At 60.5% G+C, this 26,882-nt stretch carries 23 protein-coding genes and 1 pseudogene; 9 read left to right on the top strand and 15 right to left on the bottom strand.

Going from position 1 to position 26,882, the window contains the following annotated elements:
* Positions 1 to 13: 13 nt before the first annotated feature.
* The 10 genes from F753_RS46710 to F753_RS46665 all read right to left on the bottom strand — a co-directional run bounded on the left by F753_RS46710 (position 14) and on the right by F753_RS46665 (position 11,257).
* Complete coding sequence (locus tag F753_RS46710; protein ID WP_014820067.1) at positions 14 to 1,609, bottom strand: isocitrate lyase; 1,596 nt, start codon at positions 1,607 to 1,609, stop codon at positions 14 to 16.
* A gap of 482 nt (positions 1,610 to 2,091) precedes the next feature.
* Entirely contained in the window at positions 2,092 to 2,901 is an 810-nt protein-coding gene (locus F753_RS46705) for a secretin N-terminal domain-containing protein (protein ID WP_023446964.1), read from the bottom strand.
* Positions 2,898 to 3,527, bottom strand: coding sequence for a DUF7931 domain-containing protein (locus F753_RS46700; protein WP_023446963.1), 630 nt, complete (start codon positions 3,525 to 3,527; stop codon positions 2,898 to 2,900). Before F753_RS46700 ends, F753_RS46705 begins: the two co-directional genes overlap by 4 nt.
* 6 nt (positions 3,528 to 3,533) lie before the next feature.
* On the bottom strand, positions 3,534 to 3,959 hold the full coding sequence (locus F753_RS46695; RefSeq protein WP_023446962.1) for a GNAT family N-acetyltransferase: 426 nt from the start codon (positions 3,957 to 3,959) through the stop codon (positions 3,534 to 3,536).
* Positions 3,952 to 5,118, bottom strand: a complete 1,167-nt coding sequence (locus F753_RS46690) for a ribosomal protein uL16 3-hydroxylase (RefSeq protein WP_023446961.1) — start codon at positions 5,116 to 5,118, stop codon at positions 3,952 to 3,954. Before F753_RS46690 ends, F753_RS46695 begins: the two co-directional genes overlap by 8 nt.
* A 76-nt stretch (positions 5,119 to 5,194) precedes the next feature.
* On the bottom strand, positions 5,195 to 6,565 hold the full coding sequence (gene purB / locus F753_RS46685) for an adenylosuccinate lyase (protein ID WP_023446960.1): 1,371 nt from the start codon (positions 6,563 to 6,565) through the stop codon (positions 5,195 to 5,197).
* Between the two features lie 87 nt (positions 6,566 to 6,652).
* Positions 6,653 to 7,291, bottom strand: coding sequence for a high frequency lysogenization protein HflD (gene hflD, locus F753_RS46680; protein ID WP_014820073.1), 639 nt, complete (start codon positions 7,289 to 7,291; stop codon positions 6,653 to 6,655).
* Complete coding sequence (mnmA, locus tag F753_RS46675; RefSeq protein ID WP_125898361.1) at positions 7,288 to 8,415, bottom strand: tRNA 2-thiouridine(34) synthase MnmA; 1,128 nt, start codon at positions 8,413 to 8,415, stop codon at positions 7,288 to 7,290. Before mnmA ends, hflD begins: the two co-directional genes overlap by 4 nt.
* A gap of 68 nt (positions 8,416 to 8,483) precedes the next feature.
* Entirely contained in the window at positions 8,484 to 8,924 is a 441-nt protein-coding gene (locus F753_RS46670) for an NUDIX hydrolase (RefSeq protein ID WP_023446959.1), read from the bottom strand.
* Positions 8,925 to 9,028: 104 nt separating this feature from the next.
* Positions 9,029 to 11,257, bottom strand: a complete 2,229-nt coding sequence (locus tag F753_RS46665) for an NADP-dependent isocitrate dehydrogenase (RefSeq protein WP_023446958.1) — start codon at positions 11,255 to 11,257, stop codon at positions 9,029 to 9,031.
* 362 nt (positions 11,258 to 11,619) lie between these two features.
* On the opposite strand from F753_RS46665, the gene icd reads away from it, so the two are divergent.
* Positions 11,620 to 12,876 (top strand): NADP-dependent isocitrate dehydrogenase, encoded by a 1,257-nt coding sequence (gene icd / locus F753_RS46660; RefSeq protein WP_014820077.1) that lies wholly within the window; start codon positions 11,620 to 11,622, stop codon positions 12,874 to 12,876.
* 62 nt (positions 12,877 to 12,938) lie between these two features.
* Here icd and cspD read toward each other — a convergent pair whose 3' ends face one another.
* A complete protein-coding gene (cspD, locus tag F753_RS46655) occupies positions 12,939 to 13,202 on the bottom strand; it encodes a cold shock domain-containing protein CspD (protein WP_003298830.1) in 264 nt (87 codons plus the stop codon).
* 218 nt (positions 13,203 to 13,420) lie between these two features.
* On the opposite strand from cspD, the gene clpS reads away from it, so the two are divergent.
* Both clpS and clpA read left to right on the top strand, forming a co-directional pair.
* Positions 13,421 to 13,783, top strand: a complete 363-nt coding sequence (gene clpS, locus F753_RS46650; RefSeq protein ID WP_003298832.1) for an ATP-dependent Clp protease adapter ClpS — start codon at positions 13,421 to 13,423, stop codon at positions 13,781 to 13,783.
* Between the two features lie 29 nt (positions 13,784 to 13,812).
* A complete protein-coding gene (gene clpA, locus F753_RS46645) occupies positions 13,813 to 16,083 on the top strand; it encodes an ATP-dependent Clp protease ATP-binding subunit ClpA (RefSeq protein ID WP_023446955.1) in 2,271 nt (756 codons plus the stop codon).
* A gap of 141 nt (positions 16,084 to 16,224) precedes the next feature.
* On the opposite strand, the gene infA is transcribed toward clpA, so the two are convergent.
* The 4 genes from infA to trxB all read right to left on the bottom strand — a co-directional run bounded on the left by infA (position 16,225) and on the right by trxB (position 18,983).
* Positions 16,225 to 16,443 carry a translation initiation factor IF-1 gene (gene infA, locus F753_RS46640; protein ID WP_002553999.1) on the bottom strand — a complete coding sequence of 73 codons (219 nt, stop codon included), beginning with the start codon at positions 16,441 to 16,443 and terminating at the stop codon, positions 16,225 to 16,227.
* 100 nt (positions 16,444 to 16,543) lie between these two features.
* Positions 16,544 to 17,251 (bottom strand): arginyltransferase, encoded by a 708-nt coding sequence (locus tag F753_RS46635; RefSeq protein ID WP_014820079.1) that lies wholly within the window; start codon positions 17,249 to 17,251, stop codon positions 16,544 to 16,546.
* Positions 17,252 to 17,303: 52 nt separating this feature from the next.
* Positions 17,304 to 17,984, bottom strand: coding sequence for a leucyl/phenylalanyl-tRNA--protein transferase (gene aat, locus F753_RS46630; protein WP_023446954.1), 681 nt, complete (start codon positions 17,982 to 17,984; stop codon positions 17,304 to 17,306).
* A gap of 51 nt (positions 17,985 to 18,035) precedes the next feature.
* Positions 18,036 to 18,983: a thioredoxin-disulfide reductase gene (trxB, locus tag F753_RS46625; protein ID WP_023446953.1), complete on the bottom strand. Its 948-nt coding sequence runs from the start codon at positions 18,981 to 18,983 to the stop codon at positions 18,036 to 18,038.
* Positions 18,984 to 19,144: 161 nt separating this feature from the next.
* Between trxB and ftsK the strand changes: the two genes are divergently transcribed.
* From ftsK to cysG, 6 genes and pseudogenes are all read left to right on the top strand, one after another.
* Positions 19,145 to 21,598 (top strand): DNA translocase FtsK, encoded by a 2,454-nt coding sequence (gene ftsK / locus F753_RS46620; RefSeq protein ID WP_185745748.1) that lies wholly within the window; start codon positions 19,145 to 19,147, stop codon positions 21,596 to 21,598.
* Positions 21,599 to 21,615: 17 nt separating this feature from the next.
* Positions 21,616 to 22,242, top strand: a complete 627-nt coding sequence (lolA, locus tag F753_RS46615) for an outer membrane lipoprotein periplasmic chaperone LolA (RefSeq protein ID WP_023446951.1) — start codon at positions 21,616 to 21,618, stop codon at positions 22,240 to 22,242.
* 73 nt (positions 22,243 to 22,315) lie between these two features.
* A pseudogene (locus tag F753_RS46610) lies at positions 22,316 to 23,642 on the top strand (replication-associated recombination protein A).
* The gene (crcB, locus tag F753_RS46605; RefSeq protein WP_023446949.1) at positions 23,639 to 24,013 is read left to right on the top strand and encodes a fluoride efflux transporter CrcB; all 375 of its coding nucleotides are present in this window, start codon (positions 23,639 to 23,641) and stop codon (positions 24,011 to 24,013) included. Before F753_RS46610 ends, crcB begins: the two are co-directional and overlap by 4 nt.
* A 72-nt stretch (positions 24,014 to 24,085) precedes the next feature.
* The gene (gene serS / locus F753_RS46600; protein WP_023446948.1) at positions 24,086 to 25,366 is read left to right on the top strand and encodes a serine--tRNA ligase; all 1,281 of its coding nucleotides are present in this window, start codon (positions 24,086 to 24,088) and stop codon (positions 25,364 to 25,366) included.
* A 120-nt stretch (positions 25,367 to 25,486) separates the two neighbouring features.
* The gene (cysG, locus tag F753_RS46595) at positions 25,487 to 26,881 is read left to right on the top strand and encodes a siroheme synthase CysG (protein ID WP_023446947.1); all 1,395 of its coding nucleotides are present in this window, start codon (positions 25,487 to 25,489) and stop codon (positions 26,879 to 26,881) included.
* The last annotated feature ends 1 nt before the right edge of the window (position 26,882 follow it).

Here is a 26,882-nt window from a genome sequence, read left to right as displayed (position 1 = left end):
CGCGAACCGATTTTTAGTGGAACTGGTTCATGGTGTTGTCTTTACCGCTTGCCTTCAGAGCGGCTTCGCCAGCGAAGTACTCCTTGTGGTTGTCGCCGATGTCGGAACCAGCCATGTTCTGGTGCTTGACGCAGGCGATGCCCTGACGCAGTTCCTGACGCTGAACGCCCTTCACGTACGCCAGCATACCCTGGTCGGCGAAGTAGCCCTTGGCCAGGTTGTCGGTGGACAGCGCGGCGGTGTGGTAGGTCGGCAGGGTGATCAGGTGGTGGAAGATGCCGGCGTGAGCTGAACCGTCGCGCTGGAAGGTGCGGATCTTCTCGTCTGCAACCTGGGCCAGTTCGGTTTCGTCATACTCGACGCTCATCAGCTTGGCGCGGTCGTAGGCGGAAACGTCTTTGCCTTCGGCGACGAACGCATCGAAGACCTGCTGACGGAAGTTCAGGGTCCAGTTGAACGACGGACTGTTGTTGTAGACCAGCTTGGCGTTCGGGATGGTCTTGCGGATTTCGTCAACCATGGCCGCGATCTGACCAACGTGCGGCTTCTCGGTTTCGATCCACAGCAGGTCAGCACCGTTCTGCAGCGAGGTGATGCAGTCCAGTACGCAGCGTGCTTCACCGGTGCCAGCGCGGAACTGGAACAGGTTGGACGGCAGACGCTTCGGACGCAGCAGCTTGCCTTCGCGGTTCAGAACCACGTCACCGTTGTTCAGATCGGCAGCGGAGACTTCTTCACAATCCAGGAAGGAGTTGTACAGGTCGCCCAGGTCGCCCGGCTCTTTGGTCACGGCGATCTGCTTGGTCAGGCCGGCACCCAGGGAGTCGGTACGAGCAACGATCACACCGTTGTCGATGCCCAGCTCGAGGAAGGCGTAACGCACAGCTGCGATCTTGGCGAGGAAGTCGGCGTGGGGAACGGTCACTTTACCGTCCTGGTGGCCGCACTGCTTCTCGTCGGAAACCTGGTTCTCGATCTGGATGCAGCAAGCGCCTGCTTCGATCATGCGCTTGGCCAGCAGGTAGGTGGCTTCCGGGTTACCGAAGCCAGCGTCGATATCTGCGATGATCGGTACGATGTGGGTTTCGTAGTTGTCGATCTGGTTCTGGATCTCGGCAGCCTTGGCGCTGTCGCCAGCTTCGCGAGCGGCGTCCAGAGCGGTGAACAGCAGGTCCAGCTCGCGGCTGTCAGCCTGACGCAGGAAGGTGTACAGCTCTTCGATCAGGTCGGAAACGGCAGTCTTCTCGTGCATGGACTGGTCCGGCAGCGGGCCGAACTCGGAGCGCAGAGCAGCAACCATCCAGCCGGACAGGTAGAGGTAACGCTTGTTGGTGGTCTTCAGGTGCTTCTTGATGGAGATCAGCTTCTGCTGACCGATGAAGCCATGCCAGCAACCGAGGGACTGCGTGTAGACGGACGAGTCGGCGTCGTACTCGGCCATGTCCTTGCGCATGATGTCGGCGGTGTACTGAGCAATTTCCAGACCGGTCTTGAAGCGGTTCTGGGCGCGCATGCGAGCGACGGACTCAGGGTTGATGGCGGCCCAGCTGCTGCCGTATTGCTCTTTCAGGGCGGCAACTGCCTTGATGTCGTCTTGATATGCGGACATGTTCAATCCTTCAAAAATGAGTGTGGTTGAGCACCGACTTTTCCCACCGAAACCTACGTGCTATCGCTGATCATTGCGGGCAACACGCGGCAGAGCGTCGAAATATCGACCGGGACGAGGATTGAACCAAGAGAAGGGGGATACGACCGCCGGGCTGGTTCCGGTTGCTGCGCCCACAGCCGGCGTGGCTGCCGTGTGCGCTACAACAACGAGAAGCTTTCAGTCTGGCTGATGCGTCAATCGCTACCCCGTCCCTCAGGACGACTCGTTCCAGTCGCAACCTCGTCAGTCCGCCTTGTGGGCAGTACAGTCACGGAACGGCTCGGCTGGTTGGCTTGAGCACGCCCCGGAGACCCTTGCCAGGGCCCCTGGTTAGCGGGAGCGGGGCAATAATGCTCCGCTGAAATTGCATCGTCAATCGTTTTGTAGTGTTTTTTTCGGGGCACTACATCGTGGCGTGGCTGTCAGGGACCTGCTGATGTTCAGTCCAGAACATCGACCTTGAGGCGCATCGACAGGTTCTGGCCGCCCTGGGTGGAATAGCGACGTAACGTGCCTTGCTGCTCGGAGCTCGCGCTTTCATCGACGCCGCCGATGGTGATCCATTCACCGATACGACCGCTTACCCGAGTGTCCGCGTTCTGAACCTCCACCACGCCACCACGGCCTTGCGCAAGCCGGTCTCGGGTACTGCTTATGGTGACTTGCACCCGGTCGCCGTGCACTGTGGCAGTGGCGTAGAAGCCGCGGAGAACGTCGCGATATTGCGTCTGCTGGTAGATCTGGCCGTAGCCATCTGTGCCCTGGGTGGTCAGCGGCACACTCTGGCCCACCTGAATCAGCGCCGGATAACCCTCGCTGGCCTGAACCTGCTGAACGCCGCCATCCCTGCTCTTCGTGCTGCGGCGGATGATTCGCACCCGATCACGCCCACCAATCTCTCCGCGTCCGGTTTCAAACTCCACGTCGCCGGAGCGTACCGAACCGTCCACCTGATAACCGCCTGCGGAGCTGCTGGCCGAGTCCTGAGTATCGACACTGATGAGCAGACGCTTGGGCTCGACGTCCAGCTGATCGATCACCTGCCGCAGTTCGCTGATGAGCGCGTCCGGTGCATTGACGATCAGCTGGCTGCCGTAGGCTGTGACCCGTCCCTGGCCACCGAGCACCGACTCCGCTACGGGAATAACGTCTTCGGCCATGCGGTTGTCGAGCTGAATGACTTCGGTCGCCGCTTGTAACGGAAGACAGATGCTGACAGCAACGGACAGCAGAAAGATTCGAGGGCTCATAGCAGAAAACTCCGCAGGTTTGCATCCGCTAATCCATGTTCCCAGGCCTTGTCGAATTCCGCTTGGCGTATGCGCACCCGGGCGAGGTCGTGGTACAGGGCATAGCCGGCGTATTGGTCAGCCTTGGGGCGTTGCAGCAGACCACAATCATCGGCGATCAGATAGGCGCCGCTCTGCTCGGGATAATCGGGGTTCAGCTTGCGGATATGTACATTGCTGGTCAATCGCCGAGCAAGCTGCAGAAGACGGTGGCCTTCTTTGATCGCTCGTGTCGGGTCGCCGACCAAGATACGCAGGCGGTTGCGCGGGTGGGCCAGCAGTAGGCGAGTGCAAGCCTGCTGAACGCTGCTGTGATGATAAAGCCAGGGTTCCAGATCCGTGCTGTAGATGCACAGCGAGCGAGTCGCCTGCTGCAGCATGGCCAAAGCATGCTGGCGAACCTCACTGGGTTCGCTGAAGCGTTGCAGTTCGGTGTCCTGTCCAAGCTCAAAGGCGGCCGCTCTCCAAGCGAGAGGCTCGGGAAGGTCGGCTTGGGGGTTGTGAACGGCAAAACGCCCCGGAGAGTGAAAGTCTATGGCCGGGAGTTCGGCCTGATCGCTACTTTCGTCAGGGGCGCTGTCGCTCATACGGCCTCAGTGGCTCCGGCGGAGCATGTCGACGTGGGGGATTCCGGCTTCGAGAAACTCATCGCTGACCACTTCAAAGCCAAGTCGCTCATAGAAGGCGGTGGCGTGAACCTGCGCAGTCAGTGTCTGCTCCGTCAGGCCCCGGCGCTCCGCCTCCGCAAGGACGGCGCGCATCAGCGCATCGCCCACGTTCATGCCGCGCCAGTCGCGCAGGACTGCTACCCGGCCAATCTGCCCGTCGGCCAGCAACCGTGCGGTACCGATCGGATAGTCGCCCTCGAGGGCGAGAAAATGCACGGCTTCGCTATCGTCGGCATCCCACTCCTGCTCGGGCGGAACGGCCTGCTCGGCAATGAACACGGCCTCCCGAATGCGCCGCAGTTCGGCGTTGTCCTGCTGCCAGTCGGCGATCCGTACCTGAACGCTATTCATCAGCAAACTCCAGACTTCCTTGTTTGACCAGTTCGCACAAAAGCCCCCGGCCATCGTCGTCGCTCAGCCAGTCGCCGATATTATCGGCGTGCAACGCATCAGCCGAGCAGATCAGTTTCAACAGTTCGCGCAGCTTGGAGGGAAGCAGGCGACTCTGGCCACTGGCGAACAGTAGCAGGCCGATGTCGACTTCGCTCCAGGCCAGGCGTGCCGCCGGGTTGCGGACCAGCAGGGCGCCATCTTCGATTGCCGAGCGCAGATCGATCTCCTCCAGCTCAGGCCCCTCCACCCGCTCCGGATAGCGCGGCTCGGTCATGAACTGGCCGAACCAGGTGAGCAACAAACGCTCGTCGCTCATGTGCTCGGCAAGCAGCGCTTTCAATCGGTCCAGTGCGTCGCTCTGGATCTGGTAGGGGTCGTCGCTCGGTTGCAGATCGGCGTCGCTGTAACGATCCTCGTCCGGCAGGAACTGCGCCAGGAAGTCGGTGAAGTGGGTCAGTACCTCGGCAGCGCTAGGGGCACGGAAACCGACCGAATAGGTCATGCAGGCATCCTCTGCGGTGCCGAAGTGGGCCAGGCGAGGCGGAAGGTAAAGCATGTCACCGGGTTCCAGCACCCATTCATCGGTGCCTTCGAATTCGGCCAGGATGCGTAGATCGCCGTGGCTCAGCATGGGGCTTTCGCTGTCGCACATCTGCCCGATGCGCCAGCGGCGCTGACCATGCGCCTGCAGCAGGAATACGTCGTAGTTGTCGAAATGCGGGCCGACACCGCCGCCCGGTGCGGCATAGCTGATCATCACATCGTCGATGCGCCAGTTGGGAAGGAAGCGGAAGTGCTCGATCAGATCGGCGACTTCCGGTACCAGCTGGTCGACGGCCTGGACCAGCAGGGTCCAGTCACGCTCGGGCAGCTGCTGGTAGGTGTCTTCGGCAAAGGGACCGCGACGCAACTCCCAGGGGCTTTCGCCGTGCTCGATGATCAGGCGGGATTCGACTTCCTCTTCCAGCGAAAGGCCAGCCAGTTCGTCCGGCGAGATGGGGCTCTGAAAGTCTGGGATGGCCTGGCGAATGAGCAGCGGTCTCTTCTGCCAGTAGTCGCGCAGAAATTCCCGGGCGCTGATGCCGCCCAGAATTTGAAGTGGAATATCAGAAGTCATGCGTAACACCTTGCTCTATATACAGAGCTGAAAATAAAAACGCCCGGCACAGCCGGGCGTGCATACATGGTCGTACTCAGATGCGCTTGGCCTGGGCAACGGCGTTGCCGATGTAGTTGGCCGGCGTCAATTTGCGTAGTTCGGCCTTTGCTTCGGCAGGAATATCCAGACCGTCGATGAAAGACTGCAGGGCTTCGGGCGTAATTCCTTTGCCGCGGGTCAGGTCCTTCAGTTTTTCGTAGGCGTTTTCCACGGCGTAGCGGCGCATGACCGTCTGTACCGGTTCGGCCAGCACTTCCCAGCAGGCGTCGAGGTCTTCGGCGATGCGGGCGATGTTGAGCTCCAGCTTGCCGATACCCTTGAGGCTCGCTTCGTAGGCTATGACGCTGTGGGCAAAGCCGACGCCAAGATTGCGCAGCACGGTGGAGTCGGTCAGGTCACGCTGCCAGCGGGAGATCGGGAGCTTGCTGGCCAGGTGCTGGAACAGTGCATTGGCGATACCCAGGTTGCCTTCGGAGTTCTCGAAGTCGATCGGATTGACCTTGTGCGGCATGGTCGACGAGCCGATCTCGCCAGCAACGGTCTTCTGCTTGAAGTAACCGAGCGAGATGTAGCCCCAGACGTCGCGGTCGAAATCGATGAGGATGGTGTTGAACCGGGCGATGGCATCGAACAGTTCGGCAATGTAGTCGTGCGGCTCGATCTGCGTGGTGTAGGGGTTCCATGTCAGGCCGAGGTCGCCTTCGATGAACTCGCGGGCGTTGGCTTCCCAGTCGATCTCGGGATAGGCGCTCAGGTGGGCGTTGTAGTTGCCCACTGCGCCGTTGATCTTGCCCAGCAGCGGAACGGCGGCGACCTGGGCGATCTGGCGCTCCAGACGGTACACCACGTTTGCCAGCTCCTTGCCGAGCGTCGTCGGCGACGCCGGCTGGCCATGCGTACGCGAGAGCATCGGTACGTCGGCGAATTGCACGGCCAGGCTGCGGATCGATTCGGCAAGTTGGCGCATCAGCGGCAGCAGAACGCTGTCGCGGCCTGCACGCAGCATCAGCGCGTGGGAGAGGTTGTTGATATCTTCGCTGGTGCAGGCGAAGTGGATGAATTCGTTGACCTTGGCCAGTTCCGGCAGCTGCTTGGCCTGCTCCTTGAGCAGGTACTCAACGGCTTTTACGTCGTGGTTGGTGGTTCGCTCGAATTCCTTCACGCGCTCGGCGTGCTCCAGCTGGAAGTTCTCGGCCAGCTGGTTCAGCACCGAGTTGGCTTCGGCGGAGAAGGGGGGGACTTCCGGAATGCCTGGGTGGGCTGCCAGGCGCTGGAGCCAGCGGACTTCGACCTGGACGCGGCAACGAATCAGGCCGAATTCGCTGAAGATCGGGCGCAGGGCGCTGGTTTTGCCGGCGTAGCGGCCGTCGACGGGGGAAACCGCCGTGAGCGAGGAAAGCTGCATAGAGGGCATTCTCGGACAGTCAGGCAACGAAAAGAGGGCGCAGATTATACACGAATGGACCGGGTGGGCCCGGTACATTCGCCACCGTTAGCGGTCGTCATCCTGGGTCGAGCGCAGCCGTGGATAGAGCGCATCGAGCAGCTTGCGGCGGCTGAAGATCATTTGCCAACGGTGCCCGCCGAGCTGGCGCCACAGACGTGCCGAGCGAATTCCGGAGAGCAGCAGGGCGCGAATCTTGGCTGCATTGTCCGTCTGCTGCAGGTGCCGCATGTCGCCTTGAACCTGAATGCGCTGGCGAAATGTGCTCAGGGTGTCCTGGTACAAACCGCCGAACGAGGCCACGACATTTTCGTGGGTGATGCCGAAGTGCTCGACCTGCTGTTGAATCTGATCCAGACGGCTGCCAATGACCTGAAGCATGTCGTCGCGCTTGTCCAGCTGGCGCTCCAGACCGATCATCGCCAGTGCGTAACGCAGTGGTTCTCGCTGCAACGCGCTGCTGTCGCGCTCCAAGGCACCGACCAGAGCGCGATAGCCATCACGTAGATTGAGGTCATCACCGCCGTAGATTTCCAGTGTGGTTTCCGGATTGCGGGCCAGCAGGCTGCCCAGCATGCAGCCGAGCGAGGCGTTCGGAACCTGGCCGGTGCGAGCGATGCGGTCCACCAACGTTGCGGCTTCGAACACTGCGCCGAGTGCAATCAGTTGTTCGTCGAGCGTATTCATGCTCGACCCTCGAACCAGGGTTCGGCCTGCTCGATCACGCCGCCGCCAAGGCAGACTTCGCCGTCGTAGAACACGACCGACTGGCCCGGTGTCACCGCCCGTTGTGGCGCTTCGAAGACGGCACGATAGCCGTCTGCCGTCTTTTCCAGCGTGCAGGCCTGATCGCTCTGGCGATAGCGGACCTTGGCGGTCAGCTGGAGCGGAGCGCTGAGGTCGATGGGGTTCACCCAGTAGATTTCCGATGCCAGCAACGCGCGCGAGAACAACCACGGATGATCGTTGCCCTGGCCGACCACCAGCACGTTGCGCTGCAGGTCCTTGCTCAGCACGTACCAGGGCTCGTCGGAAGCATCCTTGAGGCCACCGATGCCCAAGCCCTGGCGTTGACCGATGGTGTGATACATCAAGCCGTGATGACGGCCGATCACTTCACCATCGATGGTTTCGATATTGCCGGGCTGGGCCGGAAGGTATTGCTTGAGAAAGTCGCTGAAGCGCCTTTCGCCGATGAAGCAGATGCCGGTGGAATCCTTTTTCTTCGCCGTGGCAAGCCCGTACTTTTCGGCGATCGCCCGTACTTCGGGCTTTTCCAGCTCGCCGACAGGAAACAGCGTCTTGCTCAGCTGTTCACCGCCGACCGCATGCAGGAAGTAGCTCTGATCCTTGTTCGGGTCCAGTCCTTTGAGCAGCTCGCTACGATCATTCACGTCGCGACGACGCACGTAATGGCCGGTCGCGATGAGGTCCGCCCCCAGCATCAATGCGTAGTCGAGAAAGGCTTTGAACTTGATCTCCCGGTTGCAAAGGATGTCCGGGTTCGGCGTGCGTCCCGCCTTGTATTCGGCAAGGAAGTGTTCGAAGACGTTGTCCCAGTATTCGGCTGCAAAGTTCGCCGTATGCAGCTTGATACCGATTCGATCGCACACCGCTTGGGCGTCGGCCAAGTCTTCCTTGGCGGTGCAGTATTCCGTGCCGTCGTCCTCTTCCCAGTTCTTCATGAACAGGCCTTCGACCTGATAGCCCTGCTCGAGCAGCAGGAGGGCGGAAACGGAAGAGTCCACTCCGCCGGACATGCCGACGATGACACGTGTTTTTTCCGGGGCGGTGAGGGTGGTTACAGACATAGGAACACGCTGAGGCTCTGCAAAGGGGCGAATTCTATCAGGCTGCAGCAGGCATGACGAAGCCGCGTTCAGTTGCGAATCACGTCAAGCGAATGCAGCGGCCCGGTCAGATAATCATCGATGCAGCGGGGCACCAGTTCGCTGCGCCAGCGTTCAGGTTGCGCCTCCAGCTCGTCGCGGCTCAGCCACCGAGCCGCGACAATGCCCTCGTCGAGCTGACGCTGCGGATCATGCTGCAGGGCTCTGGCGGCGAAGCATACGCGCTGATAGGTCACGCCATTGCTGGGCGCGGTGTACAGATAAATTCCCACAACGCCAATGAGCTCGACCTCCCAGCCGGTTTCTTCGAGGGTTTCCCGTACAGCCGCCTGGCGCAGATTCTCATTGGCTTCGAGATGCCCGGCAGGCTGATTGAGTACGAGTCGGCCCGCCTTGAGCTCTTCTACCAACAGAAAGCGCCCCTGGTCTTCGATAACGGTCGCGACGGTGATATGCGGTTGCCAGTCCATAAGAGCTGCCTTGTGTAAATGACGGGATGATAACAGTCACCTCCGTTCAGAAAGCACGAACCCCGGCACCAGGCCGGGGTTCGTGATAACACTCAAGCGTCGATTCAGGCGTTCAGCGCGGCCAGGGCTGCGTTGAAGGTTGCGCTGGGGCGCATCACCTTGCTGGTCAGTTCCGGGTTGGAGCGATAGTAGCCACCGATATCCACCGGCTTGCCTTGCACCTCGGCCAGTTCGGCGACGATGGTCGCTTCCTGCTCGGTCAACTGCTTGGCCAGCGGGGTGAAGTGGGCCTTCAGTTCGGCGTCTTCGTCCTGCGCGGCCAGAGCTTGCGCCCAGTACAGAGCCAGGTAGAAGTGGCTGCCGCGGTTGTCCAGCTGACCAACCTTACGCGCCGGTGACTTGTTGTTGTCCAACAGTTTGCCGGTGGCCTGGTCAAGGGTCTTGCCGAGGATCTTGGCCTTGATGTTGTCGGTCTTGATGCCGGTTTCTTCCAAGGACACAGCCAGAGCAAGGAACTCACCCAGGGAATCCCAGCGCAGGTAGTTCTCTTCTACAAGCTGCTGCACGTGCTTTGGTGCGGAGCCGCCGGCGCCGGTTTCGTACATGCCGCCGCCCGCCATCAGCGGAACGATTGAGAGCATCTTGGCCGAAGTGCCCAGTTCCATGATTGGGAACAGGTCGGTCAGGTAATCGCGCAGAACGTTGCCGGTCACCGAAATGGTGTCCTGGCCACGAATCATGCGCTCCATGCTGACGCGGATGGCTTCGTTGTAATCCATGATGCGGATGTCCAGACCGCTCAGGTCGTGATCCTTGAGGTAGGTTTCGACCTTGTTCTGCAACTGACGATCATGGGCGCGCTCCGGGTCAAGCCAGAAGATCGCCGGGGTGTTCGACTGGCGAGCACGGGTCACGGCCAGCTTGACCCAGTCGCGGATCGGAGCGTCCTTGGTCTGGCAAGCACGCCAGATGTCACCTTTCTCGACTTCGTGCTGCATCAGCACGGTGCCGTCGGCCAGAACGACGCGCATGGTGCCGTCGGCCTGCATCTCGAAGGTCTTGTCGTGCGAACCGTATTCCTCGGCTTTCTGTGCCATCAGGCCGACGTTCGGGACGCTACCCATGGTTACCGGGTCGAAGGCGCCGTTGGTCTTGCAGAAGTTGATCATCTCCTGGTAAATGCGGGCATAGGTGCTCTCCGGCATTACCGCTTTGGTGTCCTTCTGCTTGCCGTCCTTGCCCCACATCTGACCGGAGTTACGGATCATCGCCGGCATCGAGGCGTCGACAATTACGTCGCTCGGGATGTGCAGGTTGGTGATGCCCTTGACCGAGTCGACCATCGCCATTTCAGGGCGGTGGCTGTAAACCTCATGGATGTCATGCAGGATTTCTTCCTGCTGCGAGACCGGCAGCGACTTGATCTTGTCGTAGACGCTGCTGATACCGTTGTTCGGGTTGACGCCCAGTTCCTTGAACAGCTCGCCGTACTTGTCGAACACATCCTTGTAGTAAACGCTGACCGCATGACCGAAGACGATCGGGTGCGAGATCTTCATCATGGTGGCCTTGACGTGCAGGGACCACATCACGCCGGTTTCCTTGCAGTCCTGCAGGGTGTCTTCGAAGAAGGCGCGCAGCTTGTTGCAGCTCATGAACATGCCGTCGAGCACTTCGCCTTCCTGCAGAGACAGCTGCTTCTTGACCTCGACCTTGCCGTCCTTGCCGACGAACTCAATGCGCACATCACCAGCTTTGTCCATGGTGATCGACTGCTCGCTGGAGAAGAAGTCGCCACCACGCATGTAGTCGGCATGGGACTGCGAAGCCTTGCTCCACTTGCCCATCGAGTGCGGGTGCTTGCGAGCGTAGGCTTTCACGGCGGCCGGAGCGCGGCGGTCGGAGTTGCCTTCGCGCAGCACGGGGTTCACGGCGCTGCCGAGTACCTTGCCATAGCGGGCGCGGGTATCTTTCTCCGCATCGGTCTGCGGGTCTTCCGGGAAGTTGGGGATGTTGTAGCCCAGGGCCTGCAATTCGGCGATGGCGGCCTTGAGCTGCGGCACGGAAGCGCTGATGTTGGGCAGTTTGATGATGTTGGCATCGGGCTGAACGGTCAGCTCGGCAAGCTTGGCCAGGTCGTCGTCGACTTTCTTGTCGGCGTCGAGCTGGTCGGCAAAGCTCGCAAGAATGCGCCCTGCAAGAGAGATGTCACGTGTTTCGACGGCTATGTCAGCGGAGGCGGCGAAGGCTTCTACAATAGGAAGAAGCGAATAGGTAGCCAGCGCAGGGGCTTCGTCGGTGAAGGTATAGATGATCTTCGAAGGGGTGGACATTTAGCGATAACTCTCTTCTTGCAGGGCGTGCACAGAATCCCGAGTGCGCCGGGTAGGCGCTCTGGCTCTCCGTCTAGATGAAACCAGAAGGGGGATTCGCCGCGGTGATGATGGATGCACCAATAGAGTGTCGAGCATTTGAACCGCCGAGCCGCGGTAGCGACTCTGAGGTTTCAAGGGGCGGGACTTGTACAAGACAGGTTCGTCCCTTATGACTTGTGAGTCATCGCGGCAGTATACCATCGAGCCAGCCTCGGGCAGAACGGCATTGCGCATACGACGAACGAACATGTAGTTTCAGGCAATTCGAGTGGGTTACCCTCAAAGATGATCGATGTCTAACCACGAAGACGGAGTCCAGCATGGGATACCAAAAGATCCAGGTGCCATCCAGCGGTGACAAAATTACCGTTAACGCCGATAACACCCTGAACGTCCCCGACAACCCGATCATCCCTTATATAGAAGGGGACGGTATCGGCGTCGACATCAGCCCGGTGATGATCAAGGTCGTGGATGCCGCTGTTCAGAAGGCCTATGGCGGCAAGCGCAAGATTGCCTGGATGGAGATCTACGCGGGCGAGAAGGCTACGCAGGTCTACGATCAGGACACCTGGCTGCCGAAGGAAACCCTCGAAGCTGTCCGCGATTACGTCGTGTCGATCAAAGGCCCCCTGACCACTCCGGTCGGCGGTGGCATCCGCTCCTTGAACGTTGCGCTGCGCCAGGAGCTTGATCTCTATGTCTGCCAGCGTCCGGTTCGCTGGTTCACCGGTGTGCCGAGCCCGGTCAAGAAGCCGGGCGACGTGGATATGGTGATCTTCCGGGAGAACTCCGAAGACATCTACGCCGGTGTCGAGTGGAAGGCAGGCTCCCCGGAAGCGGAGAAGGTCATCAAGTTCCTTACCGAGGAAATGGGCGTCAAGAAGATCCGTTTTACCGAAAACTGCGGAATTGGGGTCAAGCCGGTTTCACTGGAAGGTACGAAGCGTCTCGTTCGCAAGGCGTTGCAGTACGCCGTCGACAATGACCGCAGCTCCGTCACCATTGTCCACAAGGGCAACATCATGAAGTTCACCGAGGGTGCCTTCAAGGAGTGGGGCTATGAAGTGGCCCGCGACGAGTTTGGCGCCGAGCTGCTGGATGGCGGGCCCTGGATGCAGTTCAAGAACCCTAACACCGGCAAGAACATAGTAGTCAAGGACGCCATCGCCGATGCCATGCTTCAGCAGATCCTGCTGCGCCCGGCCGAGTACGACGTCATCGCAACACTCAACCTGAACGGTGACTACCTGTCCGACGCGCTTGCCGCTGAGGTCGGCGGTATCGGTATTGCCCCCGGGGCAAACCTTTCTGACACGGTCGCCATGTTCGAAGCTACGCACGGTACCGCGCCGAAGTACGCCGGTCAGGACAAGGTCAATCCGGGCTCGCTGATTCTCTCGGCTGAGATGATGCTGCGCCATATGGGTTGGGTGGAAGCGGCAGACCTGATCATCAAGTCGACCGAGAGCGCTATCGCCGCCAAGACCGTCACCTACGACTTCGAGCGTCTCATGGAGGGCGCCCAGTTGATGTCATGCTCGCAATTTGGCGACGCGATGATCAGCCATATGTAAGGTGTGGAATGAAAAAGGCCGATCAGATGATCGGCCTTTTTTTTGTTTTGTTTCAGGACAAATCAGGCATCTACCGTCGAGACGCCTTGGGCAGCAGCAGGGGTCGTCGCCTCGGACACGGCCTGCTGTGGCCTGATGTCGGTTGCGTGAAGGCCTTTCGGACCCTGCAGGATGTTGAACATGACCGCTTGCCCAGCTTTCAGAGTTCGATAGCCTTCCATCTGGATGGCCGAGTAGTGGGCGAACAGGTCCTCATCGCCGCCGTCTGCTACGATGAACCCGTAGCCTTTGGCGTTGTTGAACCACTTGACCTTACCGCTTAGCATGCTGTTATCCCTCTGCAAAGGAGTCCATTACTGGAGTAACATCCATTTCATTCCGCGCTTATGCAGCCCGAGGCCTCATGTTGCGCAACCCGTTTGCCCTTGTAGGCACATACTGTTTGTATCACCGTTTTGCCGATAGTCAAGGCGACTCGTCAGCTGGCTGCGAAGCTGTCCATATTTATCTGGCCCCCGCGCCACGACCTAGAACCGTTATGCGCATGCATGCATTTGCTCAGATTCGACTAACATTCAATCAGGACCGGCCTCAACGGGACGAAGACGACGCGTCTGGTCTCGCTGTCCAGGAGGCCAAGCCGGAATTAAAGGCACCACCGATGTATAAAGTTGTCATGTTCAATGACGACTACACACCGATGGATTTCGTCGTCGAGGTGCTGGAAGGCATTTTCAATCACAGCAGGGAGCAGGCCACCAAGATCATGCTGGCCGTCCATACCGAGGGGCAGGCCGTCTGCGGGCTCTATACGCGCGACGTAGCCGAAACCAAAGCGATGCAAGTGAATCAATATGCAAGGGAATGCCAGCACCCGCTGCTCTGTGAGATCGAGAAGGACGGTTAACTCCGACTGCTGGAGAAGAGGTGAAAGCTATGTTGAACCGTGAGCTCGAAGTCACTCTGAATCTGGCTTTCAAAGAGGCACGTACCAAACGTCATGAATTCATGACGGTTGAACACCTCCTGTTGGCCCTACTGGACAATGAAGCGGCAGCCACCGTGCTGCGGGCCTGTGGCGCGAGCCTGGACAAGCTGCGCCATGATCTGCAGGAGTTCATTGATTCCACCACTCCACTAATTCCACAGCACGATGAGGAGCGCGAAACCCAGCCTACGCTTGGCTTTCAGCGCGTACTGCAGCGTGCCGTATTCCATGTCCAAAGCTCTGGCAAGCGGGAAGTGACCGGGGCAAACGTGCTGGTCGCGATTTTCAGCGAGCAGGAGAGCCAGGCCGTATTCCTTCTCAAGCAGCAGAACGTCGCGCGTATCGACGTCGTCAACTACATTGCTCACGGTATTTCAAAGGTGCCTGGCAATGCTGGTAGCCCGGAGAACGATGCGGAGATGCAGGATGAGGACGGTGGCGAGCCGGGTGCGTCAGGCAGTCCTTTGGATGCCTATGCGAGCAATCTGAACGAGCTGGCGCGCCAAGGACGGATCGACCCGCTGGTTGGGCGTGAGAACGAAGTCGAGCGTGTCGCGCAGATTCTCGCGCGTCGGCGTAAGAACAATCCGCTTCTCGTAGGTGAAGCTGGCGTCGGTAAGACCGCCATTGCTGAAGGCCTGGCAAAACGCATAGTGGATAATCAGGTTCCGGACCTGCTCGCTGATAGTGTCGTCTACTCGCTAGATCTGGGTGCGCTGCTGGCGGGTACGAAGTATCGAGGTGATTTCGAGAAGCGCTTCAAGGCGTTGCTCGGAGAGTTGCGCAAGCGGCCGCATGCCATTCTTTTTATTGATGAGATCCATACGATCATCGGTGCCGGAGCTGCGTCTGGCGGCGTGATGGACGCGTCGAACCTGCTCAAGCCCTTGCTTTCTTCCGGTGAAATCCGCTGCATCGGTTCTACGACCTTCCAGGAGTTCCGTGGGATCTTCGAGAAGGATCGCGCCCTCGCGCGTCGCTTCCAGAAAGTCGATGTCAGCGAACCTTCAGTCGAAGACACGATCGGCATTCTGCGTGGCCTTAAGGGGCGTTTCGAGCAGCATCACAACATCGAATACAGCGATGAGGCGCTTCGTGCCGCGGCAGAATTGGCCTCGCGCTACATCAATGATCGGCATATGCCTGACAAGGCCATCGACGTGATCGATGAGGCGGGCGCCTATCAGCGCCTGCAGCCGGAAGAGCAGCGGGTCAAGTGCATTGATGTCGAACAGGTCGAAGACATCGTGGCAAAGATTGCGCGGATTCCTCCGAAGCACGTCAGCAGTTCTGATAAGGAGCTGCTGCGTAACCTCGAGCGCGATCTGAAACTCACGGTTTTTGGCCAGGATGATGCGATCGACTCGCTGGCCACAGCCATCAAGCTTTCACGGGCTGGATTGAAGGCTCCGGACAAGCCGGTTGGATCGTTCCTTTTTGCCGGGCCTACCGGCGTGGGTAAGACAGAGGCTGCACGCCAGCTGGCTCGAGCGCTGGGTGTCGAGCTGATCCGTTTCGACATGTCCGAGTACATGGAGCGTCACACTGTATCTCGTCTGATCGGTGCGCCTCCGGGATACGTTGGGTTCGACCAGGGTGGCTTGTTGACTGAGGCCATCACCAAGCAGCCGCATTGCGTGTTGTTGCTGGACGAAATCGAAAAGGCGCACCCCGAGGTCTTCAACCTGCTGCTGCAGGTCATGGATCATGGCACGCTCACGGACAATAACGGTCGCAAGGCCGACTTCCGCAACGTGATCATCATCATGACCACCAATGCTGGTGCGGAGACCGCGGCGCGGGCTTCTATCGGTTTTACCTTGCAGGATCATGCCTCTGACGCGATGGAGGTCATCAAGAAGAGCTTTACGCCAGAGTTTCGTAATCGTCTGGATACCATCATCCAGTTCGGCCGTCTGAGTCACGAAGTCATCAAGAGCATCGTCGACAAGTTCTTGATCGAGCTGCAGGCGCAGCTCGAAGACAAGCATGTGACGTTGGAGGTGTCAGATGCTGCGCGCAGCTGGCTGGCGGAGCATGGCTACGATGCGCAGATGGGTGCGCGGCCGATGGCACGGCTTATTCAGGACAAGATCAAGAGGCCGTTGGCTGAGGAGATCCTGTTCGGTGAGCTGGCCGAACATGGTGGCGTGGTTCACATCGATATTCGGGGCGGCGAGCCGTTCTTCGAATTCGAGACCACTGCAGAGCTGGCCTGACCTTAGGTGGTATCGAGCGCCCGGCTTCGGCCGGGCGTTTTTCGTTCCGGCATTACGTGCGGCCGTTCCCGGCTGTTTCCGGCTGTTTGCTGCTGCAACAAAAAAGCCCGGCATAAACCGGGCATTTTTCTCGCGGCTCGCTTAGCGGGCGCGGTAGGTGATGCGACCCTTGCTCAGATCGTAGGGGGTCAGTTCCACGCGAACCTTGTCACCGGTAAGAATCCGGATGTAGTTCTTGCGCATCTTTCCGGAGATGTGCGCAGTAACGACGTGCCCGTTTTCCAACTCCACACGAAACATGGTGTTAGGCAGGGTGTCGACGACAGTACCTTCCATTTCGAAGCTGTCTTCTTTCGACATTCAGTAAAGTCCTCGGTGTCCAAATGAGTGACCCGGCGCATGCATGCGCGGGCAAAAGCGGCAAGCATTGTGCCCGAAATGGGTCGATGAGCCAAGGACTTCAGCTGAGCGTCACCCAGCGCTGGTTGACTAGCAGTTCGATGGGGCGATATTCGGTCTTGTAATTCATCTTCCGGCAGTTCTTGATCCAGTACCCGAGGTACACCGCCTTCAGGCCGAGACGCGCTGCTTCGCCGATCTGCCAGAGAATCGCGTAGCGCCCGAGGCTGCGCCGTTCTTCTTCGGGATCGTAGAAGGTGTAAACGGCGGACAGTCCATTGGGCAGTACATCGGTGACGGCGACTGCGAGCAGTCGTCCATCCAGCCTGAATTCGTAGAATCGACAAAACGGTAGGTCACGCACCAGGAAGGTATTGAACTGCTCGCGGCTGGGGGGGTACATGTCGCCGTCCGCATGGCGCTTTTCGATGTAGGTCGCGTAGAGCGCGTACAGCTCCTCGCTGAACGCCGGGCGAACACAACGTACCTGCAGGTCAGCGTTGCGTTTGAGGATTCGTTTCTGTTGCCGGCTGAGCTCTGGCGAGCTTGCCGGAATGCGAGCTGGAATGCAGGCCGAGCACCGCTGGCAATGGGGGCGGTAGAGGTGATCGCCGCTACGCCGGAAGCCCATCTCGGAGAGTTCCGCGTACACCTGCGCGTCCATCGGCTGGCTAGGGTCGAGGAACAGCGTGGTGGCCTGTTCATCGGGCAGATAGCTGCACGCATGGGGCTGTGTGGCGTAGAACTTGAGGCGAGCCAGTGAAGTCATGGTCAACTCTCAGAAATCATGAGCTGAGTGTAGGTCAGCTTGCGGTAGCCGACTAGGCGCGCCAGTCGGCTGTGCTGGGCTGATCCAGATGCTCGGCAAGTGCGGCGGCGAATTGCTCACGCGCAATGCTGCGGGCGCCAAAACTTTCCAGATGACGTGTCGGCATCTGGCAGTCAATCAGGACAAAACCCCAGTCACGCAGCTGTTCCACCAGTGTGACGAATCCAACCTTGGACGCATCGGTAGCGCGACTGAACATCGACTCGCCGAAAAATAGCTTACCGATTGCCAGTCCGTAGAGTCCGCCGACGAGATGCTGCTCCTGCCAGACTTCTACCGAATGCGCGACACCCATTTCGTGCAACTGAACATAGGCTTGCTGCATCGGTGTGGTGATCCAGGTTCCGTCCGAATAGCTACGAGGCCCGGCACAGCCTTGGATCACGTCGGTAAACGCTTGATCAAAGGTCACCTGAAATTCGCCCTGACGGATGCGCTTGCGCAGGCTGCGCGACACATGCAGTTCGTTCGGGAACAGCACCGTTCGCGGATCGGGAGACCACCACAGCAACGGTTGCCCATCCTGATACCAGGGAAAGCAGCCGTGGCGATAGGCGGCCAGCAGGCGTTCGTGGCTAAGGTCACCCCCAGCAGCCAAAAGGCCGTTGGGTTCTCGCAAAGCCGCTTCGAGAGGGGGGAAGCAGAGATCGTCGCGCTTTAGCCAGGTCAGCATGTCGCCACGCAAATGCAGGTAGGGGAGGGCGGGCCGAGGCCCGCCACTAGATCAGTTGTCGAGGTACTTTTCTGCGTCCAGAGCGGCCATGCAGCCGGCACCGGCCGAGGTGATCGCCTGGCGATAGACGTGATCAGCCACATCACCAGCAGCGAAGACGCCAGGGATGCTGGTGCAGGTGGCATCACCCTCGCCGCCACCTCTAATCTTCAGGTAGCCATCCTTCATTTCCAGCTGGCCCTGGAACAGGTCGGTGTTCGGCTTGTGGCCGATGGCGATGAATACGCCGGCGAGGTCCAGCTTGTTATCTTCGCCGGTGAGAGTGCTCTTCAAGCGGACACCGGTCACGCCGCTGGCATCGCCGAGTACTTCCTCGAGGGTATGGTTCCAGTGCAGGCGGATGTTGCCGTTGGCCGCCTTGTCCATGATCTTGTCCTGCAGGATCTTCTCCGACCGCAGTTTGTCGCGGCGGTGGATCAGGTGGACTTCCTTGGCAATGTTGGACAGGTACAGCGCTTCCTCGACCGCAGTGTTGCCGCCGCCGATCACCGCGACGACCTGGTTGCGATAAAAGAAGCCGTCGCAGGTGGCGCAGGCCGATACACCACGGCCAGCGAATGCATCTTCAGAGGGCAGGCCGAGGTATTGCGCCGAGGCGCCCGTGGCGATGATCAGCGCATCGCAGGTGTAGACGCCGCTGTCGCCGCGCAGGGTGAACGGGCGCTGCTGCAACTCTGCGGTATGGATGTGATCGAAGACGATCTCGGTGTCGAAGCGCTCGGCGTGCTTCTGCATGCGGACCATCAGGTCCGGGCCGGTCAGACCTTCGACATCGCCGGGCCAGTTGTCGACTTCGGTGGTGGTGGTCAGCTGACCGCCGGGCTGGATGCCAGTGATCATCAGTGGCTTCAGATTGGCGCGGGCAGCGTATACCGCAGCGGTATATCCGGCCGGGCCGGAGCCGAGGATGATCAGACGCGAATGCTTGACTTCACTCATAAAAAGCCCTCATAAGCCTTTGTTGCAAATAGAGAAGCGTGCTCCAGTCGAGCCGCGTCGGGAAATCGGGCGTTTATGCTACACCGAAGCATCGGCAAAAGCCCAAGCCGCCGCGGAACCTGCATGCCATCGAATCGACAAACCCGTACAATGCCGGGGTTCTGGCTGACTACGGTTCATCGCGCCGCAGGCGCAGGAAAGAAAGCGTTTTGAAGAATTCCTCATCTACCGCGCCGGCAACCGTCTGGCGACAACAATTGCACTATCGCCTCAAGGAAGGCGCGTTGATAGCGCTCGGTGCGCTCTGCGTCTACCTGTGGATGGCTTTGCTTACCTACGACCCGGGCGATCCTGGCTGGACCCACACCAGCAATGTCGATCAGGTCCGCAACGCTGCCGGCCGTGCCGGCGCCTGGTTTGCCGATGTTCTGTTCATGGCGCTGGGCTATTTCGCCTATTTGTTTCCCCTGCTGCTTGGCGTCAAGGCCTGGCAAGTGTTCCGCGCGCGTCATCAGCCCTGGGTGTGGAACGGCTGGCTGTTCTCCTGGCGCCTGATCGGTCTGGTTTTCCTGGTCCTGTCCGGGTCCGCGCTGGCCTATATCCATTTCCAGGCCGCTCCTGGCTTGCCCGCGTCTGCCGGCGGTGCGCTGGGAGAGAGCCTCGGTCAGTTGGCCGTTCTGTCCCTTAACGTACAGGGCAGCACCCTTGCGCTGTTGGCGTTTTTCCTGTTCGGCCTAACGGTGTTCACCGATCTGTCCTGGTTCAAAGTGATGGACATCACCGGCAAGATCACTCTCGACCTCATCGAGCTGATCCAGAGCTTCTTCAGTCGCTGGTGGAGCGCCCGCGCCGAGCGCAAGCAGATGGTCGCCCAGTTGCGAGAAGTCGACGATGTCGTGAGCGAGGTGGCTGCGCCGATGGTGCGCGACCGTCGTGAGCAGGCCAAGGTCAAGGAGCGCATCATCGAACGTGACGAGTCCCTGGCCAAGCACATGAGCGAGCGCGACAAGCGCGTGGCTCCGGTGATCGCTCCGCCTGCTCCTGCCAAAGCCGCCGAACCGAGCAAGCGCGTGCTGAAAGAAAAGCAGGCCAACCTGTTTGTCGATCCGCTGATCGAGGGCAGCCTGCCGCCGATCTCGATACTTGATGCTGCCGAGAAACAGCAGAAGCAATACTCGCCTGAGTCGCTGGAAGCGATGTCGCGGCTGCTGGAGATCAAGCTGAAGGAGTTCGGTGTAGAGGTCATCGTCGAGTCGGTACATCCAGGCCCGGTGATCACCCGCTTCGAAATCCAGCCGGCGGCCGGTGTGAAGGTAAGCCGTATCTCCAATCTGGCCAAAGACCTTGCGCGCTCACTGGCAGTGATCAGCGTGCGGGTGGTCGAAGTGATTCCGGGCAAGACCACTGTAGGTATCGAGATTCCCAACGAGGATCGTCAGATCGTGCGCTTCTCCGAGGTGCTTTCTTCGGCCCCCTACGACGACGCCAAATCACCGGTCACCCTGGCACTCGGCCATGATATCGGCGGTAAGCCGGTCATCGCCGACCTGGCGAAGATGCCGCACCTGCTAGTGGCTGGTACCACTGGTTCCGGTAAGTCGGTGGGCGTCAACGCGATGATTTTGTCGATCCTGTTCAAGTCCACGCCGGAAGAGGCGCGGTTGATCATGATCGATCCTAAGATGCTTGAACTGTCGATCTACGAAGGCATTCCGCACCTGCTTTGCCCCGTCGTCACGGACATGAAGGAGGCGGCCAACGCACTGCGCTGGAGCGTCGCCGAGATGGAGCGGCGCTACAAGCTGATGGCGGCCATGGGCGTGCGTAACCTCGCGGGCTTCAATCGCAAGGTCAAGGAAGCCGAAGAGGCGGGCACACCGCTTACCGATCCGCTGTTCCGTCGCGAGAGCATGGATGACCAGCCGCCGCCGCTGAAATCCCTGCCGACCATCGTCGTGGTGGTGGACGAATTCGCCGACATGATGATGATCGTCGGCAAGAAGGTCGAAGAGCTGATCGCGCGTATCGCACAGAAGGCACGCGCGGCGGGTATTCACCTGATCCTTGCCACCCAGCGTCCGTCGGTGGATGTGATTACCGGCCTGATCAAGGCCAACATTCCCACCCGCATGGCATTCCAGGTATCCAGCAAGATTGATTCGCGCACCATCCTCGACCAAGGTGGTGCCGAGCAGTTGCTGGGGCACGGTGACATGCTCTACCTGCCGCCGGGCACCGGCCTGCCGATTCGTGTCCATGGCGCGTTCGTTTCCGATGAGGAAGTGCACCGGGTGGTCGAGGCCTGGAAGGCCCGTGGCGCGCCTGACTACATTGAAGACATTCTTGCTGGCGTCGAAGAGGCGGGTAGCGGCTTCGATGGTAGTAGTGGCGAAGGCAGCGGAGAGGGCAGCGAAGAAGACCCGTTGTACGACGAGGCCGTTCGCTTCGTCACTGAAAGCCGCCGTGCGTCGATTTCCGCCGTGCAGCGCAAACTCAAGATTGGCTATAACCGCGCCGCGCGGATGATCGAGGCCATGGAAATGGCTGGCGTGGTGACATCCATGAACACCAATGGCTCGCGCGAAGTCATCGCGCCGCCGCCTATGCGCGATTGAATCGCTTCGAGGGCTAAATGCAATTGATCCGTTTGCTGTGTGCATCTGTCCTGATGGTTGTCCTGGCCCCGGCACACGCCGACCAGGCTGCATCTACCAAACGACTGACTGATTTGCTTAACCAGGCTGAAACCCTGACTGGCCGCTTCTCGCAGCTGTCGCTCGACGGCAGCGGCACCCAGCTGCAGGAAACCTCCGGTGAACTGGCGCTCAAGCGCCCCGGGCAGTTCCGCTGGCACACCGATGCACCGATGGAGCAGCTGCTGGTCTCCAACGGCGAGAAGGTCTGGCTGTATGACCCCGACCTGGAGCAGGTTACCGTCCAGCAACTCGACCAGCGCTTGACGCATACCCCGGCGCTACTGCTCTCCGGTGACGTATCGACCATCAGCGAGAACTTCGAGGTTTCCCACAAGGAGGCCGGTGAGGTTGTGGATTTCACCCTCAAGCCCAAGGCCAAGGACACGTTGTTCGATAATCTGCGCCTGTCGTTCCGTAGCGGCGTGATCAACGACATGCAGCTGATCGACAGCGTCGGTCAGCGCACCAACATCCTCTTCATGGGCGTGAAGATGAATCAGCCGCTCAAGGCCGACACGTTCACCTTCGAGATTCCTGAGGGTGCCGACGTCATTTCCGAGTGACCCTCATCTGACATTCGTATCAGGCGGCCTGCGCAGCGGCTGGCCGCTGCAATCGAGGTAACCGTCCGCAATAATGGACCTGTTCAGCCGCGAGCCTGTCGCTCAACCCCTTGCCGCGCGTCTGCGTGCAGCCAGCCTCGACGAGTACGTCGGGCAGGAGCACCTGCTCGCGCGCGGCAAAGCCGTTGCGCGAGGCGCTGGAACAGGGCGCGCTGCATTCCATGGTGTTCTGGGGGCCGCCCGGGGTTGGTAAGACCACTCTGGCGCGGCTTCTGGCAAAAGTCTCCGATGCCCATTTCGAGACGGTTTCCGCCGTGCTCGCCGGGGTCAAGGAGATTCGCCAGGCGGTCGAGATCGCCAAGCAGCAGGCCGCCCAGTACGGACGGCGCACCATCCTGTTCGTCGATGAAGTGCATCGCTTCAACAAGTCCCAGCAGGACGCCTTCCTGCCTTACGTCGAAGACGGCACGCTGATCTTCATCGGTGCGACCACCGAGAATCCCTCCTTCGAACTCAACAACGCCTTGCTCTCGCGCGCCCGCGTCTACGTGCTGAAAAGTCTCGACGAGGCGGCGCTGCGTAAACTGGTCACCCGCGCATTGAGCGATCCAAAAGGGCTGGGTGATCTGCATCTGGAACTGCCGGAAGAGAGCTTCCAGATGCTGCTGGCTGCTGCCGATGGTGACGGTCGTCGGCTGCTCAACCTGCTGGAGAACGCATCGGACCTGGCCGAGGAGGGCGGTAGCATCAGCACCGACTTGCTGCAGGATCTGCTGGGTGACAGCCGTCGCCGTTTCGACAAGGGCGGTGAGGCGTTCTACGACCAGATTTCGGCATTGCACAAGTCCGTGCGCGGCTCCAATCCCGACGCGGCACTGTACTGGTTCGCGCGTATGCTCGATGGTGGCTGCGACCCGCTGTACATCGCCCGGCGCGTCGTGCGCATGGCCAGCGAGGAGATCGGCAATGCCGACCCGCGCGCGCTGCCGCTGTGTCTGAACGCCTGGGATGTGCAGGAGCGCCTGGGTAGCCCGGAAGGGGAGCTGGCCGTAGCGCAGGCCATCGTCTATCTCGCCTGCGCGCCGAAGAGCAACGCCGTCTACACCGCGTTCAAGTCAGCCATGCGCGATGCTGCCGAGAACGGCTCGCAGGAAGTGCCGCTGCATTTGCGTAATGCACCGACCAAGCTGATGAAAGAACTCGGCTACGGCAACGAATACCGCTACGCCCACGACGAACCGGATGCCTATGCTGCAGGCGAGGATTATTTTCCCGAAGCGATGCAGCCGCGGCGTTACTACCATCCGGCCCCGCGCGGGCTGGAAAGCAAGATCCGCGACAAGCTCGAGCACCTTGCCCGGCTCGACCGCGAAAGCCCGAAACAACGGAGAAAGGAATGATCCGCATGGCCTTCGCCGTCGCCTGTGGCGGCGTGATCGGAACCCTGTTGCGCTTTGCCCTGGCGACCTGGGTCAGCAATCAATGGCCACGGCATTTCTATCTGGCCACGCTGGCCGTGAACCTGCTGGGGTGCCTGCTGATCGGCTATCTCTATGCAACCTTTCTCGCCCGACCGGACATTTCACCCGAGCTGCGTGGCGCACTGATCATCGGCTTTCTTGGCGCACTGACGACCTTCTCCAGCTTCTCACTGGACGCACTGCGGCTGCTAGAAAGCGGTCAGCTGGCGACTGCCTTCGCCTATGTCGGCGGCAGCGTGTTCGGTGGCCTGTTGGCGGCCTGGGCCGGTCTGGCGCTCGCCAGGTTATGAACCGGCGCGCGTTCACAGTAAACTTCGCTCCCTCTTCGCCCTTCATCCAAGCTTTCACAGACGAGACCCACCATGCTTGATTCGAAACTGGTACGCACTCAGCTACAGGACGTGGCGGCCCGCCTGGCCACCCGTGGCTACCAGCTGGACGTGGCGCGCATCGAAGCGCTGGAAGCTCAGCGCAAGACCGTGCAGACCCGCACCGAACAACTTCAGGCCGAGCGCAACGCGCGCTCCAAATCCATCGGCCAGGCCAAGCAGCGCGGTGAGGACATCGCGCCGTTGCTCGCCGACGTGGATCGCATGGGCTCGGAGCTCGACTCCGGCAAGCAGGAGCTGGACCGCATCCAGAGCGAACTCGACCAGCTGATGCTGAGCATTCCCAACCTGCCGCACGAGTCGGTGCCGGTCGGTGCGGATGAGGACGAGAACCTCGAGGTTCGCCGCTGGGGCACGCCGAAGGCCTTCGACTTCCCGGTGCAGGATCATGTTGCCCTGGGCGAGCAGCATGGTTGGCTGGACTTCGAGACCGCTGCCAAGCTGTCCGGCGCTCGCTTCGCCCTGATGCGTGGGCCGATCGCCCGCCTGCATCGCGCCCTGGCGCAGTTCATGATCGATCTGCACACCCGTGAGCATGGCTATGAAGAGGCCTACACGCCGTATCTCGTGCAGGCTCCGGCGCTGCAGGGTACCGGCCAGTTGCCGAAGTTCGAAGAAGATCTGTTCAAGATCAGCCGCGAAGGCGAAGCCGACTTCTACCTGATCCCGACCGCCGAGGTGTCGCTGACCAACATCGTTGCCGGCGAGATCCTCGATGCCAAAGCGCTGCCACTGAAGTTCGTCGCCCATACGCCGTGCTTCCGCAGCGAGGCCGGCGCCTCCGGGCGCGATACCCGCGGCATGATCCGTCAGCACCAGTTCGACAAGGTCGAGATGGTGCAGATCGTCGAGCCGTCCAGGTCCTTCGAGGCGCTGGAGGAGCTGACCGGTAACGCCGAGAAGGTGCTGCAGCTGCTGGAACTGCCTTACCGCGTGTTGTCGCTGTGCACCGGCGACATGGGCTTCGGCGCGACCAAGACCTATGACCTGGAAGTCTGGGTGCCGAGCCAGGACAAGTACCGCGAGATTTCTTCCTGCTCCAACTGCGGTGATTTCCAGGCGCGGCGCATGCAGGCGCGTTATCGCAATCTGGAAACCGGCAAGCCGGAGCTCGTGCACACCCTCAATGGCTCCGGCCTGGCGGTCGGTCGTACCCTGGTCGCCGTATTGGAGAATTACCAGCAGGCTGACGGAAGCGTTGTGGTGCCCGACGTGCTGAAGCCATACATGGGTGGTATCGAAATCATCGGCTGAGGCTGCGGCGCTGCGTCATCGCGGTTCGGCATCAGGCCGGATCCTTGATATTCGACAAGGGGCATCGCGGCCGTAATGGCTGTCATGCCCATACCACCAACGACCCTCCAGGATTCGCCCATGGAATACCTCCCGCTGTTCCACAACCTCAAAGGCCGCACGGTGTTGATCGTCGGGGGTGGCGAGATTGCGCTGCGCAAGGCTCGGCTGCTGAGCGAAGCCGGAGCACGGCTGCGGGTGGTGGCGCCGAGCATCGAGGCGCAACTGGCCGAACTGGTAGAAGCGGGCGGTGGCGAATGCCTCGATCGCGGCTATGACCCGCAGGACCTCCAGGGCTGTGTGCTGGCCATCGCCGCCACCGATGACGAGCCGCTGAATGCCGCGGTTTCGCAGCATGCCAACGCGCTGGGTATGCCAGTCAACGTGGTCGACTCGCCGCAGCTGTGCAGCGTGATCTTTCCGGCGATCGTCGACCGCTCGCCGCTGGTGATTGCGGTTTCCAGTGGTGGCGATGCTCCGGTGCTGGCGCGGTTGATCCGCGCGCGTATCGAGACCTGGATTCCAGCGGCCTACGGGCAGCTGGCGGGGCTGGCCAAGCAGTTCCGCGCTCAGGTCAAAGCCAAGTTCGCCAATGTTCAGCAGCGGCGGGTGTTCTGGGAGGAAACCTTTCAGGGACCGATCGCCGAACAGGCGTTGGCTGGGTGCAGCGCCGAAGCCGAGCGCCTGCTGGCGGAGAAGCTTGCCGGTGCAGCGCCGCGCGCGCTGGGCGAGGTTTATCTGGTAGGCGCTGGCCCAGGCGATCCTGACCTGCTGACTTTCCGCGCCCTGCGCCTGATGCAGCAGGCTGATGTCGTGCTCTACGATCGCCTGGTGGCGCCGGCGATCATCGATCTGTGCCGGCGCGATGCAGACCGCATCTACGTTGGCAAGCAGCGCTCGGAGCATGCAGTGCCGCAGGAGCAGATCAACCAGAAGCTGGTGACCCTGGCCAAGGAAGGCAAGCGCGTTCTACGGCTCAAGGGCGGTGATCCATTCATCTTTGGCCGCGGTGGCGAGGAGATCGAGGAGCTGGCAGCCAACGGTGTGCCGTTCCAGGTCGTGCCGGGTATCACTGCCGCCAGCGGCTGTGCAGCCTATGCCGGCATTCCGCTCACTCATCGCGATCATGCGCAGTCGGTGCGTTTTGTCACCGGTCATCTGAAAGACGGCAGCTGCGATCTACCCTGGGCGGAACTCGCTGCGCCGGCACAGACGCTGGTGTTCTACATGGGCCTGGTGGGCTTGCCGGTGATCTGTCAGCAACTGATTGCCCATGGGCGTTCGGCGGATACGCCTGCGGCGCTGGTGCAGCAGGGTACCACCACCAATCAGCGAGTCTTCACCGGAACGCTGGAAACCCTAGCCCAGCGTATCGCCCAGGAACAGGTGCAGGCACCGACCCTGCTGATCGTCGGTGAAGTGGTTCAGCTACGCGAGAAACTGGCCTGGTTCGAAGGCGCCCAGGCGAACGCCTAGC

Origin of the sequence: Stutzerimonas chloritidismutans AW-1, assembly GCF_000495915.1 — a bacterium.
GTDB classification, from domain to species: domain Bacteria; phylum Pseudomonadota; class Gammaproteobacteria; order Pseudomonadales; family Pseudomonadaceae; genus Stutzerimonas; species Stutzerimonas chloritidismutans.
This window is presented reverse-complemented; position numbering and strand designations above follow the sequence as displayed.